This is a genomic window from Blautia sp. 2227st1_G12_2227SCRN_220401 (assembly GCF_039062885.1).
GTDB lineage: Bacteria > Bacillota > Clostridia > Lachnospirales > Lachnospiraceae > Blautia_A > Blautia_A fusiformis.
Window position 1 is genome coordinate 30,772 of the sequence record NZ_JBCLNI010000031.1, and the last position, 13,710, is coordinate 44,481.

The 13,710-nt window shown below is 44.9% G+C and carries 12 protein-coding genes; 7 read left to right on the forward strand and 5 right to left on the reverse strand.

The window, feature by feature from the left end; all coding sequences use genetic code 11:
- The first annotated feature begins 898 nt into the window (after nucleotides 1-898).
- The gene (locus ABCM67_RS13740; protein WP_110102710.1) at nucleotides 899-1,900 is read left to right on the forward strand and encodes a hypothetical protein; all 1,002 of its coding nucleotides are present in this window, start codon (nucleotides 899-901) and stop codon (nucleotides 1,898-1,900) included.
- 69 nt (nucleotides 1,901-1,969) lie between these two features.
- Here the strand turns inward: ABCM67_RS13740 and ABCM67_RS13745 are convergent, their stop codons facing one another.
- Both ABCM67_RS13745 and ABCM67_RS13750 read right to left on the reverse strand, forming a co-directional pair.
- The gene (locus ABCM67_RS13745) at nucleotides 1,970-2,614 is read right to left on the reverse strand and encodes an orotate phosphoribosyltransferase (protein ID WP_147603191.1); all 645 of its coding nucleotides are present in this window, start codon (nucleotides 2,612-2,614) and stop codon (nucleotides 1,970-1,972) included.
- A gap of 368 nt (nucleotides 2,615-2,982) precedes the next feature.
- Nucleotides 2,983-3,435: an Hsp20/alpha crystallin family protein gene (locus ABCM67_RS13750; RefSeq protein WP_015525518.1), complete on the reverse strand. Its 453-nt coding sequence runs from the start codon at nucleotides 3,433-3,435 to the stop codon at nucleotides 2,983-2,985.
- Between the two features lie 514 nt (nucleotides 3,436-3,949).
- Here ABCM67_RS13750 and ABCM67_RS13755 point away from each other — a divergent pair.
- Nucleotides 3,950-5,581 carry a glycoside hydrolase family 36 protein gene (locus ABCM67_RS13755; protein ID WP_022427184.1) on the forward strand — a complete coding sequence of 544 codons (1,632 nt, stop codon included), beginning with the start codon at nucleotides 3,950-3,952 and terminating at the stop codon, nucleotides 5,579-5,581.
- Between the two features lie 15 nt (nucleotides 5,582-5,596).
- Here ABCM67_RS13755 and ABCM67_RS13760 read toward each other — a convergent pair whose 3' ends face one another.
- Nucleotides 5,597-6,442: an AraC family transcriptional regulator gene (locus tag ABCM67_RS13760; protein WP_022427183.1), complete on the reverse strand. Its 846-nt coding sequence runs from the start codon at nucleotides 6,440-6,442 to the stop codon at nucleotides 5,597-5,599.
- 362 nt (nucleotides 6,443-6,804) lie between these two features.
- On the opposite strand from ABCM67_RS13760, the gene ABCM67_RS13765 reads away from it, so the two are divergent.
- Nucleotides 6,805-7,929 (forward strand): aldo/keto reductase, encoded by a 1,125-nt coding sequence (locus tag ABCM67_RS13765; RefSeq protein ID WP_147603193.1) that lies wholly within the window; start codon nucleotides 6,805-6,807, stop codon nucleotides 7,927-7,929.
- A 49-nt stretch (nucleotides 7,930-7,978) separates the two neighbouring features.
- The gene (locus ABCM67_RS13770) at nucleotides 7,979-9,070 is read left to right on the forward strand and encodes a PTS sugar transporter subunit IIC (protein WP_015525523.1); all 1,092 of its coding nucleotides are present in this window, start codon (nucleotides 7,979-7,981) and stop codon (nucleotides 9,068-9,070) included.
- 91 nt (nucleotides 9,071-9,161) lie between these two features.
- Here ABCM67_RS13770 and ABCM67_RS13775 read toward each other — a convergent pair whose 3' ends face one another.
- A complete protein-coding gene (locus tag ABCM67_RS13775; protein WP_059086226.1) occupies nucleotides 9,162-10,253 on the reverse strand; it encodes a J domain-containing protein in 1,092 nt (363 codons plus the stop codon).
- Nucleotides 10,254-10,618: 365 nt separating this feature from the next.
- Between ABCM67_RS13775 and ABCM67_RS13780 the strand changes: the two genes are divergently transcribed.
- Nucleotides 10,619-11,572, forward strand: coding sequence for a hypothetical protein (locus tag ABCM67_RS13780; protein ID WP_244092755.1), 954 nt, complete (start codon nucleotides 10,619-10,621; stop codon nucleotides 11,570-11,572).
- 77 nt (nucleotides 11,573-11,649) lie between these two features.
- On the forward strand, nucleotides 11,650-12,561 hold the full coding sequence (locus ABCM67_RS13785; protein WP_015525527.1) for a LysR family transcriptional regulator: 912 nt from the start codon (nucleotides 11,650-11,652) through the stop codon (nucleotides 12,559-12,561).
- Between the two features lie 186 nt (nucleotides 12,562-12,747).
- Here the strand turns inward: ABCM67_RS13785 and ABCM67_RS13790 are convergent, their stop codons facing one another.
- On the reverse strand, nucleotides 12,748-13,266 hold the full coding sequence (locus tag ABCM67_RS13790) for a nitroreductase (RefSeq protein WP_015525528.1): 519 nt from the start codon (nucleotides 13,264-13,266) through the stop codon (nucleotides 12,748-12,750).
- Between the two features lie 249 nt (nucleotides 13,267-13,515).
- Here ABCM67_RS13790 and ABCM67_RS13795 point away from each other — a divergent pair.
- Nucleotides 13,516-13,710 (forward strand): acylphosphatase (locus tag ABCM67_RS13795; RefSeq protein WP_342992926.1); only part of this gene is annotated, 195 nt, incomplete at its 3' end.

Sequence of the window (13,710 nt, forward strand, 5' to 3'; positions counted from 1 at the left end):
ATGACGCGGACGGACGTGTGAGATTTGCAGCAGAAGTCCGGGTGCCGTCGTTTCGCCTGGTCATACTAAGCGTCTGAGGTGCCTCACGGAGCGGCCGGCCCATAACTCGCCATGTACGCTGATGCGTACCTGGCTCAGACAGATGGGCCTTACCCTACGGCTTGTGGCCGCCGGGTACCTCTCCGTGAACCACCTCAGACGCTAAGTATGGACCAAGGCTCACTCCAAAGCACCCGGACTTCTGCTGCAAACCTCACACTGTGCGGTCATGGTGGGAGGGATAGAGTGGTCTGACGGGAGTTGGATGAGCCATCAGCGCTGCGCTGGATGGCTGGGAGGAAAGGCTGAGTTTCCTTGTGGTTTGGAGGGGAGGTTGTGAGCGTCGGCGCGTTGCTGGACGCCTGTAGTTTGGAAGCTTGAGATTCTATGTGTTTGCCGGGAGGTTGTGAGCGTCGGCGCGTTGCTGGACGCCTGTAGTTTGGAAGCTTGAGATTCTATGTGTTTGCCGGGAGGTTGTGAGCGTCGGCGCGTTGCTGGACGCTTGTAGTTTGGAAGCTTGAGATTCTATGTGTTTGTCAGGGAGGTTGTGAGCGTCGGCGCGTTGCTGGACGCCTGTAGTTTGGAAGCTTGAGATTCTTTGTGGTTTGGAGGGAGGTTGTGAATGTCGGTGCGTTGCTGGACGCTGGAAGGTGGTGTCGAAATTTGGAGATGGGTTTTTGTGGTGTTGTGGTGGGATGTGTGGTATGATTTGTATATCTTATAAGATCTATCCATTTATTTGGTTTCTTTTTGCTTCAATGTCTGAAGCGTTTTTTCAAAAATATTTATAAAAACTGTATACAGGGTTTCTGAAGTGTTTGGTTGATGGTATAATTGTATATACCAGAAGGAGTATTGTTTGAGAGATAATACGATTTTTGATGATGTTTTTCGTACTATGATGGAGAAAATGACGTTTCTGGTCGTGCCTTTGATCAATGATGTTTTTCATACATCATACCCGGCTGATATGGAGATTGTGCAGCTGCGTAACGAGTATCAGCGGGTGGATGGTGAGATTATTACGGATTCGCGGCTGTTGATCGGAAACAGGATTTATCATATAGAATGCCAGAGTACGGATGACACGACAATGGCTGTACGGATGATAGAGTATGATTTTGCAACTGCTGTTGAGTTTGCCAGAAAGCAGGGACGGAGGTATCGGATGGAGTTTCCACGTTCTTGTGTGTTGTATCTGAGAAATAGTAGGAATACGCCGGATTTTCTGGAAGTGGATGTGGTTTTTCCGGATGGGGGATGTCATTTGTACAGAGTGCCTGCCATTAAAGTAGAGAATTATACAAAAGATAAGATATTTGAAAAGAGTCTTCTTATGCTGCTTCCTTTTTATATCATGCGATATGAAAAAAGAGGGCATGAGATGAGTGAGAATCCACAACTTTTTCAGGAATTACTGAATGAATATGAAGTGATCCGGAGTAAACTGGAGGTAGAGATCACTGAATCTGGAAGGTCTGAACTGTTCAGTGATCTGATTGGACTGATAACTCGGATATCTGATCATATTTTCAGAAATGAGGAGAAAGTCCGGAAAGGAATAGGTGAGATTATGGGTGGACATGTTCTGGAACTGGAATCTGAGAAAAGGGCAAGACTGATGGCGGAAGCTAAGGAACAGGCTGAAGCACTGGGGCGAGAACAGGGAATGGCTCAGGGAATGGCTCAGGGAATGGCCCAGGGAATGGCTCAGGGAATAGCTCAGGGAATGGCCCAGGGGGAAGAACGACTTAGTGTTCTGATCAACAGGCTTATACTTGATGAGCGTGGTAATGAGATTCAGAAGGTTGTTACGGATAAAGAAATGCGTGAAGCCATGTACAGAGAATATCAATTATAATAAGAAAAGATAAAGAGAATCCCCCACTGGTTTTGCTATCCATGGGGGATTCGTTGATTGATCTGAATCTTATAATACAGAATATCCGTAACTGCTGACAATAGCATCGATTTTCTGGCGGTTTTTGCACAGTGGGCAGTTGTCAGAGCGGTAGGAGTGATAGTCCGGGATGTCTCTGGCCTGAAAGATAGAGTGGACAGGGAGTGTGGCTACACTGTCTACACTGCTGTAGATGGCTGCCACGCCGCGGATCTTACCGCCATAGTACAGAACGCTTTCGATAGCTCGGTTCAATGTGGATCCGGTGGTGATGGAACCATTTAGGATGAGGATGTTTTTTCCATTGATCATTGGTTCATAGTTGTCGCGGAAGATCATCTGCCCGGTGCTGTTGAACTCAGGGGTGATGACGTAGATGGTCTGGTGTGCGTTCATGGAAAGGACGCCGGCTTTGGTCAGTTCTTCGGCGAGATAAGCACCGATCACTTCAAGTCCGTCCATGCAGACGATGGTGTCTACCGGAATGGATGCTTCGTAATTTGCTGCGAGAGCGGATGCAATACGCTGTGCTTCAGCGCATCTGGATTTCATAGTAGTGAGATCCAGGTAGTGTGTGATATGGGACTGGGATGTTACGAAGTGTCCCGGAATCATTTTAAGCTGTATGCGGTTGTCATTGCGTGCATAAATTTTTATGATGTTGTCCTGATCCATAATAAAAACCTCCTGTCGTGATCATGTTTTACGTGGTTGTTCAGGAGAATTATCCTGAAGGATTACGAAACAGATTTATTTAACCGAATGCGGATTGCAAATATCCGATTAGCTGTGCATATTATACCATTAATTTCAAAAAAATGAAATAATATAATGCAAAATATATAAAAAATATTCAAAAAATCAAGCATATTTGTTAAAAAATATCCAATATCATGAAAACTTTGACAAAAGGATCATTACTATAGAGTGAAAGTACTTGTGAGTACGTAGTAAATTGGAAAGAGAGTGTCATATGTATTATTGAGTATAAAAAAGAGGAGGAGAATCCCTATGGATCCTCCCCCTGTGAGAGTGAGTCAATGTCAGCCTTCAATAGATACATATTTATCAGCTTCAATCTCTTCAGCTGCTTTTTTCGGAATAGAAAGTCTCAGAACACCGTTCTCAAATTTTGCATGGACATCTTCGTTTTTTACACCATTACCAACATAGAAGCTTCTGCTTGTGCTGCCGGCATAACGTTCACGGCGGATATAATTGCCTTTCTTGTCTTCCTCGTCTTTGTCAAGACCCTTGGCAGCGGAGATGGTAAGATAACCATCCTTCAGCTGTACCTGTACTTCATCTTTCTTAAATCCTGGAAGATCTACATCCAGCTCATAGCCTTTATCTGTTTCACGTACATCAGTTTTCATGATATTTTTTGCATGTTTGCCATAAAGAGGGTTCTTTCCGCTAAAGAAATTATCTCTGAATCCAAAATCATCCATCCAGTCATCAAATAAGTTTTCTCCAAATACACTCGGGAACATCATAAGTCATTTCTCCTTTCAAATTGAAAAGCCGTTCCGGTGGATCAAGAAATCCAACTGTTGCCGGTATATAGTTACCACTTCGGGTTATTCCGCAGTGGTGATCGTTTGGTTTTATTCTGAACATCTGGAAGTTCTTTTTTATCTCCTTCTTTGTTCTATATGTAATATAACACTTGTTGCTAGCAAAGTCAAGAGGTGAGTGCTAAAAAATGTGAAGAATTTGTGTTAAGTAAAATGAAAAACTAATTTCCACCTTTAGCCCCTTATGTTCTTATATTAAAAAGCGAATCGGACAAGGACTGAAAATCTTATGCAGATTGAACATTCTGCAATGTTATAATAACTTTAAAGCATAGAAAAAACCAAAAAAATCAATATAATAAGGCATATAGACAAAATGTATTAAAAAAATTTTTCGTACATTCTTCTGAGTTGAACAGACGATAGAAAGACAGTGTTCATGAGTATGCAGGTAAAGCAAAATGTAAATGAAAAAGTACAGGAGGAGAGAATAATGCAGAAAAAATATGCAGATTTTAAGCTTGGGGTACCGGATTATGTAACAGTGGAAACAGAAGAGGAGAGACTTGTGTGCCAGGGAGGGCAGACGACAGTAGCTGCCGGTGCAACTACTGTGGAATTTCAGGACGCAGGTGAACATGAGGATATATTTGTCACATCCGAGGATGCAGTGAGATGTGTGAAGCTGAGATGGAACTATAAGATCCCGAAATCAGCCAGATTTCTGGGAGATGCCTGGGAACGTACCTATGGTGATGCGGAATGGCATGGAATGAGCGGAAACCGTTATCTGCCATGGTATTTTCTGGCGAAGCTTTCTGAGAAGGTTCTCTGCTTTGGCGTAAAGGTCCGTCCTTCTGCTATGTGCTGCTGGCAGGTGGATACCAAAGGAATTACTTTGTTTCTGGATGTTCGCTGCGGAAATACAGGAGTACAGCTGAAAGGAAGAAAGCTGTGTGCCGCACAGATCGTCTGCATGGAAGCAGAAGGAGCAGATACTTTTGAAACTGCACATAAATTCTGTGAAAAAATGTGTACAGATCCGATCTTCCCAGAGTTTCCGGTATATGGAAGCAATAACTGGTACTATGCTTACGGTGACAGCTCCGAAGAGGAGATCTTAAGTGATACCGATTATATCCTGAAACTGACCGAAGGTGTAAAAAATCCTCCGTTCATGGTCATTGATGATTGCTGGCAGGAGCATCACCGCCTGGATGAATACAACGGTGGACCCTGGACAAAAGGCAATGCCAGATTTCCGGATATGAAAGGTCTTGCAGACAAGCTGGAGAAAAAAGGTGTCCGCCCGGGTATCTGGGTCCGTCTGCTTCTTAATGAAGATGAGAATATCCCGAATGAGTGGAGGATTTCCTATAATGACTGTCTCGATCCGTCCCACCCGGATGCACTGGAATATATCCGTAAAGATATCGAGAGGATCTGTGATTGGGGATACACGCTGATCAAGCATGATTTTTCTACCTTTGATCTCTTTGGAAAATGGGGATTTGAGGCGAATTTAAGAGACAATTCCATGGAGAAATGGCATTTTTATGATCAGACCAAAACCAGCGCAGAAATCGTAAAAATGCTTTATCAGGAGATTTATGATGCTTCCCGGAGCAACAACGCAGTGATCATCGGCTGCAATACTATCGGACATCTCGGCGCAGGCCTGATGCATCTGAACCGGACCGGTGACGATACCAGCGGACGTATCTGGGAGCGTACCAGACGAATGGGCGTAAATACGCTGGCATTCCGTCTTCCGCAGCACAATACGTTTTACCATATTGATGCAGACTGTGTCGGTATTTTCGGAATGATCCCATGGGAGAAAAATCGTCAGTGGGCAGACGTTCTTGCAAAGAGCGGTACACCACTGTTTGTATCCGCAAAACCTGGAGTTTTGAATCCGGAGGAATTTGAGGAGCTGCATCAGATCATGCTGCGTGCATCAGAACAGGAAGAGCATTTTGTTCCGCTTGACTGGGAAGAAATCGACTGCCCGGAGGCATGGGGAGAAAACGGCGAAACTATCACTTATGACTGGTTTGACAACGAAGGTCCGACCATGGATGCTACGGTGGAGTACTATAATGCCAAGGTAGTTGTTCCGTAAATCAGGAAAAGTGGTTCAGCAATCCAGAAGATCCTCGGCATGATGATATTTTTCCCGGTATTCCCGTGGCGTCATGCCGGTTTCTTTTTTGAAGGCACGGGAAAAGGCAAATGGATTTTGATATCCGCAGGAGAACGCCACGCTGGAGACAGGGATATCCGTGATGGTCAGAAGCTCCCGGGCGTTGATGATCTTGGCTGAAGTCAGGAATGCTTGGGGTGTGGTTCCAAGATGTTTTTTAAAAAGTCCGTAAAGGTGGCTGCGGCTGATATGGAGATAGTCAGCAACATCTGTCACAGTGATATTCTGTAGCGGACTTTTTTTGATGTAATCAACAGCCTGTGTGATGTAAAAATTATCGTTGGATTCCATGGTGGTGTAGGAAGCATGAAATTCTTCCTCCAGCATGGCGATAATCCGGTAAAGACCACTCTGGATATAGGCTTCACTGGAGGGCGTCAGTTGCGGGTGAGTCATCATTTCAAGAATGGTTTCCTGATAGGGAAGAACCGAATTTAGCTGCTGGACCGGAGTTTCTTCAGTAAGATGACAGTGTTCACAAAGTATGGGAGCATTTTCTCCATTGAAACAGATCCAGATATAAGTCCAGGGATCAGAAGGCTCTGCTTTGTAGAGAGAGCTGGTCACAGGAGGAATGAAAAAGCACTGTCCGGCTTTCAAGGTATATTTCCGGTTGTTCATATAGAAATATCCCTGTCCGCTCAGCACAAAATGGATGGTGTAATATCGCCGGACACCAGGGCCGTAGGACTGTTCCGGTGTACATTTTTCCCAGCCGCAGGAAATAAGATGAAGTTCTTTTGATGAAGTCTGGCGGTTCATGACCTGCTTGTTTTTCATGAGAGTTTTCTGCCTTTCGATATATGGTTATTATAAGTAATATCAGTTTAAAATATTTGATCTGAGGTGTAAAGAACAAAGATGAACTGATAGGACAAAAGACAGTTGCCGTGCGATAAACGTGTGGCAGCTGTTTTTCTGTTTTCTGCAAAAATTCAGACGTAATGCAGGCATTGTCTTGACACTTGTAAAAGAAAAAGGTTTACCACCAGGAAAAATATCGTTATAATAGGAGAAACGCAGTTTTTCTGCGGCAAAAATATAACAGTCCGGGAGATATCTGTGTCAGAAATATTGCTTATCCGGTGATATATCAGATGATATGAGGAATTTTCCGGTATGTAATAAGAAGGGAGAAAGATATGGCATATTTAGGTGAAGAAATCAAAAAACTTGGTTTTGGCCTTATGAGACTTCCGCAGAAATCAGAAGGTGTGATCGATGTGGAGCAGACCAAAGTCATGGTGGACAAATTTATGGAAGCCGGATTTACATATTTTGATACAGCATGGGCTTATGCAGGAAGCGAAGATGCTATCCGCGAAGCGCTGGTAGAGCGTTATCCGAGAGAAAAATATCAGCTAGCCACCAAGATGGCAGCCTGGATCAACTGTAAGACAAGAGATGAAGCTCTTGCACAGTTTAAAACATCTCTGGAGAGAACAAAGGCAGGATATTTCGACTTTTATCTTCTTCACAATCTTGGAGAGCACAGAACAAAATATTTTGATGAGTACGGTTTATGGGACTGGATCCGTGAACAGAAGGAAGCCGGTCTGATCAGACATGCAGGATTTTCGTTCCACTCCACACCGGAGGAGCTGGATGCACTTCTCACTGCACATCCGGAAATGGAATTTGTACAGCTGCAGATCAATTACGCAGACTGGGAAAATCCGGTGATCCAGTCAAGAGCCTGCTACGAGGTAGCCAGAAAACATGGAAAACCGGTCATTATCATGGAACCTGTAAAAGGCGGCATGCTTGCAACTCCGCCGGAAGCAGTGGAAAAGCTTCTGAAGGAAGCAGAGCCGGAAGCATCCACAGCATCCTGGGCGATCCGTTTTGCGGCAAATCTGGAAGGCGTGATCACCGTACTTTCCGGAATGAGCAATGTTGCACAGATGGAGGATAACCTTTCCTTTATGAAGGATTTCAATGGCCTTACTGACAGTGAGAAGGAGACTCTTGATAAGGCAAGAGAGGCTATGAGCAAAATTCCTCTGATCCCATGTACAACCTGTAACTACTGTGCAAAGGTCTGTCCGATGGAAATCGGAATTTCCGGTTCTTTTACAGCAATGAATTATCTGACATTGTACGGGAATAAAGCCGCCGCAGCGCATCAGGAAGACTGGCTGGTAGTCAGTCATGGAAGAAAGCGTGCAGATGAATGTGTAAAATGCGGACAGTGTGAGGAAGTATGTCCGCAGCATATTTCCATCCGCGCGGAACTTGAGAAAGTAAGCGAGGCTTTTTGCAAATAAAGGAACTGATCCGGCAGGAAGCGGATCAGGGTAAGGAGAGAGTTTAAAAATGGAAAAATTCAAAGCATTTCTAAAACGAAAGGATATCGAGATCTCTCTGAAGAGATATGGTATCGATGCACTGGGAGCTATGGCACAGGGACTTTTCTGTTCCCTGCTGATCGGTACGATCATCAACACCATTGGCACACAGTTTCACATTCCGTTTCTGACTATGGCAGTTGCCACAGTCAATGATACCCAGTACACAGTAGGTTCTCTGGCATCTGCCATGAGCGGCCCTGCCATGGCAGTAGCTATCGGTTACGCCTTGCATTGCCCGCCGCTGGTATTGTTTTCGCTGATCACCGTTGGATTTGCCTCCAACGCACTTGGCGGAGCAGGCGGTCCTCTGGCTGTACTGTTTGTTGCCATTGTTGCAGCTGAGATCGGTAAGGCTGTTTCAAAGGAAACAAAGATCGATATCCTTGTAACGCCTCTTGTAACCATCGGTGTGGGCGTAGGTCTTTCCGCATGGTGGGCACCGGCCCTTGGAAAAGCTGCTATGAAGGTAGGAAGCGTGATCATGTGGGCAACAGATCTGCAGCCATTCTTTATGGGAATCCTGGTTTCTGTATTTGTTGGAATCGCACTGACGTTGCCAATCTCTTCTGCTGCGATCTGCGCGGCTCTGGGACTTACCGGACTGGCAGGCGGCGCTGCAGTAGCGGGCTGCTGTGCGCAGATGGTAGGTTTTGCGGTCATGTCCTTCAGGGAAAACAAATGGGGTGGTCTTGTCTCTCAGGGAATTGGAACTTCCATGCTCCAGATGGGTAATATTGTCAGAAATCCAAGGATCTGGATTGCTCCGATCGTAACATCTGCTATCACAGGACCTATTGCAACCTGCTTGTTCAGGCTTCAGATGAACGGAACTGCTGTATCCTCAGGAATGGGTACCTGCGGTTTTGTAGGTCAGATCGGTGTGTATACAGGATGGATGAATGATATTGCAGAAGGAACCAAGACAGCTGTTACAGCTATGGACTGGGCAGGACTTTTTCTGATCTCTTTTATTCTCCCGGCAGTTCTCTGCCCGTTGATCAATATGTTTGTACGTAAGCTCGGATGGGTGAAAGATGGAGATATGACGCTGTCATAAGCTATATCAGATCTTACTTTAAAATCAAAAAAGAGTATCACAGGAACTCATTGATAGTGATGAGCTTTGTGATACTCTTTTATTTTAACTTTTATGCTACATGTGATCCGGTGGCATTACTCCGTTCCAGTCCACAGGCCTTTGCATATTCATGGAGTTTCTCTTTTGCGGAATAATTCAGATTCTGAGGAACTTGGATCTGAATGGTTACATACTGATCACCGCGGACGGAAGGGTTCTTCATGGAAACAATGCCTTTTCCTCTCAGGCGGATCTTAGAACCGGACTGCATACCTTCCCTGATCTTACAGATAACATTTCCGTAAAGGGTGGGAACGGTGGCTTCACCGCCGAAAACAGCGGTTGTGTAAGGAATAGAAATGGTGGTATAAACATCCGATCCCTTTCGTTCATAGCCAGGACGTGTTCCTACGGTAACCTTCAGAAGAAGGTCACCAGGCTCACCGCCGCCGGTTCCGGGCATGCCTTTTCCTTTCAGACGGATACTCTTGCCGGTATCAATACCTGCCGGAATATGAATCTGAAGTGTCTGCGGTGCACCGGAGCTTCCGTCCGGACCGGACAGAGAGATCCTTTTATCTGCACCAAAAGCTGCCTCATCAAAGGTAACGTTGATGCTGGCCTTCACATCAGAGCCTTTTTGTGGAAAATCCTGTTGATGGAATCCGCCGAAGCCGTTGCCACTGTGAAAGCCACTTCCGCCAAATCCACTGTGAAAGCCGCCACCGTTACCGGTGAAATGCTCATATGTGCCATTGCTGCCGAAACCGCGGCTTTCGCCGTGACTGCCGTGGAACATATTTCCGAAGATATCACCAAAAATATCGTCCATATTTTCACCGTTAAAATGAAATTCCTGATAGCTGCCATTGCCGCCACCCTGGAATCCGCCGAATCCACCGGCACCTGCGCCGGCTCCAGGATCAGCTCCTGCTTCAAATGCGGCATGACCAAACTGATCATACATTTTTTTCTTCTTTGGATCACTTAAGACATCGTAGGCTTCGTTTACTTCTTTAAATTTATCTGCGGCATCTGCATTACCGGCGTTTGTATCCGGATGATATTTTTTGGCCAGTTTACGATAGGCTTTTTTTATTGTTTTTTCATCTGCGTTCCGGTCAATGCCCAGAACATCGTAATAATCTCTTTTTACTGCCATGGTATTCACCTTCCCTTATATTATAGTCTGCAGCGTCCCGGATGATCGATCTGTCCTCTCAGAGAACAGATCTCCCGGACTGTCATATATTGAACGTATGCGTATAAAATTCCCCGGGAAAAATCCCGGGGGCATTACTTTTATCTTGTTCTACATGTAATATAACACTACTAATTAAAAGTGTCAATACCTGCATTACGGAAAAGAACATTTTGGACTGCAATAAGAGATATGATTCTTACAGCTATCAGCTGAAAATATGATATAATACTACCATAAATTCCGGTGCGGTCTGCTCAGTAAATAAAAAACAGAGAGAGCCGCAGATCAGAGAAAGATCCAAAAAAGAAAAGGAGGCGTATAATATGAGAAAAAGAACTCTTCTGTCCAATATAAAGGCAGTAAAAAGGCTGGTACTTCTGACACTTATACTGGCAGCCGCTTTTCCGGCGACGATCCGGGAGGCAAAGGCCGCAGCAGGAACCACTTTTAAAGTCAAAGTCACAGATGGATACCTGGCTCTCCGGAGTGAGAAGGCTTTTGACAAAGGCAATGAGATCGGACAGCTGAATACAGGAGATCTTGTGGAAGTTACAAATCGGAAGGACGCTACCTACTGGTATGCATACGTGCCAAGACTGGATAAATCCGGATATCTGGACAAAAACTATATCCAGATAGCAGAGAACGCCACAGCTTCCAACGATTCCTGGACAGTAAAGGTAAAAAAAGGCTATCTGGCTCTTCGAAGTACCGCAGCTTACAATGACAGTAACGAGATCGGACGTCTGAATACCGGAGATGTCGTTCTTGTAAAGGACAGCAGTGATTCTACTTACTGGTACGTATATGCTCCGGGGCTTGATAAATCCGGATATGTGGATAACCGGTATATTTACAACAGTGGTCTGTGGACAGTTAAAGTAGAAACTGGTTATCTTGCCCTTCGCAACAAGGCAGCCTATAATGAAAGCAATGAGATCGGACAGCTGAATACCGGTGACACGGTTCAGGTGAAGGACACCAGCAACGATCAGTATTGGTATGTATATGTTCCGCAGCTGGATAAGACCGGTTATGTTGACAGGAACTATCTTACCGGAGGCTCAGGTACAACAACTCCATCCATGACTGTTAAAGTGGAAAGCGGCTATCTGGCTCTGCGCAGTACAAAGGCGTATGACAAGGACAATGAGATCGCCCAGCTGAATAACGGAGATACGGTAGAAGTCATTGAGAAGAAAGACAGTACTTACTGGTATGTATATGTTCCGAAGCTTGGAAAAGAAGGATATGTAGATAAGAACTACCTTAAATAAAAAGATAAAGGATGCTTGTTGCCGGATCTGCCTGAAGAGGAACAGAAAGCCGGAACAAGAAACGGGGAGGCAGAAAGATGACTCTGGCACAGCTCAGATATACCATAGCAATTGCAAAAGCCGGATCTATGAACGAGGCAGCAAAAAGCCTTTATATTTCTCAGCCCAGTCTTTCCACGGCAATCCGGGAGCTGGAAGCAGAAACCGGTGTTGAGATCTTCCGAAGAACGAACCGAGGAATCGCCGTAACGCCTGCAGGCGAAGAATTTCTGGGGTATGCAAGGCAGGTGGTGGAACAGTACGAATTGATGGAAGCCAAATATATTTCCAAGGAACAGTCACGCAAAAAATTCAGTGTTTCCATGCAGCATTATACCTTTGCAGTTAATGCTTTTGTGGAGCTGGTAAAGCAATTCGGCATGGATGAGTACGAATTTGCGGTCCACGAGACCAAGACGCATCAGGTCATCGAGGATGTCCGTAATTTCAAGAGTGAGATCGGGATCCTCTACGTAAATGATTTTAACCGTAAGGTACTTACAAAAATGTTTCACGAGTATGGTCTGGAGTTTCACGAACTTCTCAACTGTCGGATTTACGTTTATATGTGGAAGGGGCATCCTCTGGCGAAGCGTGAGAAGATCACGCTGGAAGAACTGAAGGAATATCCGTGTCTGTCCTTTGAACAGGGAGGAAATAACTCTTTTTATTTTGCTGAGGAGGTTTTGAGCACCTATGAATACAAACGGCTGATCAAAGCCGATGACAGGGCTACTATGCTGAACCTGATGGTAGGACTGAATGGATATACCTTATGCTCCGGTATTATCTGTGAGGATCTTAATGGTTCCGATTACTGTGCTGTGAAGCTGGATTCCGATGAGATCATGACAATCGGTTATGTTGCCAGAAAGGGTGTTAACATCAGTGCCCTTGGGAAAAAATATCTGGAGGAGATTTCCAGATATAAGGATAAAGCACTGAAATAAGAGAAAAAAATCTGACAGATCACTGCCGGAGAAGAAGAGAAAAGCTTCTGGTATTTATGATACCGGAGGGCTGTTTCTCGGTGTATTCTCAGATACGTAGCGATGCGTATCATGCAGGAATCTGTCAGATCTTTATTTACATTCATTAAAAGTTTTTGGCAGTGGAAATTTTATTCTGCAAGCCGATCACACACGGATCACAAAACCATCCTTACGCGGTTTGGCTGTTGGATACTCACAGTCACGGTATCCAAGAACACAGTGGCCTACGCCGATATATTCCTCTGGAACACCCCACTGCTTCTTCAGCTCTTTTCCTTCCTCGGAGTCAAAAACTTCTCTTGCACGGTGAATCCAGCAGGAGTCCACGCCGAGAGCATGTGCGGCATTCATGAGATTTCCCATCACAAGACTTCCGTTTTCCACACAGGTGCCCATTTTGCTGTCGGAAAAGACAATGATCACAGTTGGGGCGCCGTAGAACGGATCTGAGGTGCTGCCCATAACAGCTGCGTTCATTTTGGAAAGCCTTGCAACCAGCTCCGGATCTTGTGTCACTACCATAAGAGTGCTCTGCTGTCCCATGCCGCTGGGGGAATATTCTCCCGCTTCCAGGATCGTATCCAGAGTTTCTTTCGGAACAAGCTCTTTTTTGTAGGCGCGGATGCTTCTGCGCTCTAACAGGTTTTTGATGCTTTCATTCATGATCATTACCTCCTGATGTTAAATTTTGTTGAAAATATTTTCTGCAAAAGAAAGTAAATTTCTTTTTATTCTGATAAAAACCATTATAACGCAGATGATTATAGTTTCCAATAGATAGAAGGATATAACTTTACAATTTATAAAGAAATATTATATAATCTGGTTATGATATTCCTGCGGCGGATGCGGGAGAATTTCGGGTGGAGATACAGAGACAGAATAGTTAAGACAGAAAATATGAGGTGCCAGATGGAAAAGATTCGGAAACATTTTTATTTTTCAGGAAGAGTACAGGGAGTAGGCTTTCGTTACCGCTCCTATTATATTGCACAGTCCATGGGACTGACCGGCTGGGTACGGAATCTCTGGGATGATCGTGTGGAAATGGAAGTACAGGGAACCAGAGAAGAAATCCGGGAGATGGTAGAACGCCTTTCTCAGCAG

Bases quoted from the DNA above. Each gene is read 5' to 3' on its own strand.
- ABCM67_RS13745 (WP_147603191.1), bottom strand. From the start codon at position 2,614: ATGGATCAGGACAACATCATAAAAATTTATGCACGCAATGACAACCGC.
- ABCM67_RS13750 (WP_015525518.1), bottom strand. From the start codon at position 3,435: ATGATGTTCCCGAGTGTATTTGGAGAAAACTTATTTGATGACTGGATG.
- ABCM67_RS13755 (WP_022427184.1), top strand. From the start codon at position 3,950: ATGCAGAAAAAATATGCAGATTTTAAGCTTGGGGTACCGGATTATGTA.
- ABCM67_RS13760 (WP_022427183.1), bottom strand. From the start codon at position 6,442: ATGAAAAACAAGCAGGTCATGAACCGCCAGACTTCATCAAAAGAACTT.
- ABCM67_RS13765 (WP_147603193.1), top strand. From the start codon at position 6,805: ATGGCATATTTAGGTGAAGAAATCAAAAAACTTGGTTTTGGCCTTATG.
- ABCM67_RS13770 (WP_015525523.1), top strand. From the start codon at position 7,979: ATGGAAAAATTCAAAGCATTTCTAAAACGAAAGGATATCGAGATCTCT.
- ABCM67_RS13775 (WP_059086226.1), bottom strand. From the start codon at position 10,253: ATGGCAGTAAAAAGAGATTATTACGATGTTCTGGGCATTGACCGGAAC.
- ABCM67_RS13780 (WP_244092755.1), top strand. From the start codon at position 10,619: ATGAGAAAAAGAACTCTTCTGTCCAATATAAAGGCAGTAAAAAGGCTG.
- ABCM67_RS13785 (WP_015525527.1), top strand. From the start codon at position 11,650: ATGACTCTGGCACAGCTCAGATATACCATAGCAATTGCAAAAGCCGGA.
- ABCM67_RS13790 (WP_015525528.1), bottom strand. From the start codon at position 13,266: ATGAATGAAAGCATCAAAAACCTGTTAGAGCGCAGAAGCATCCGCGCC.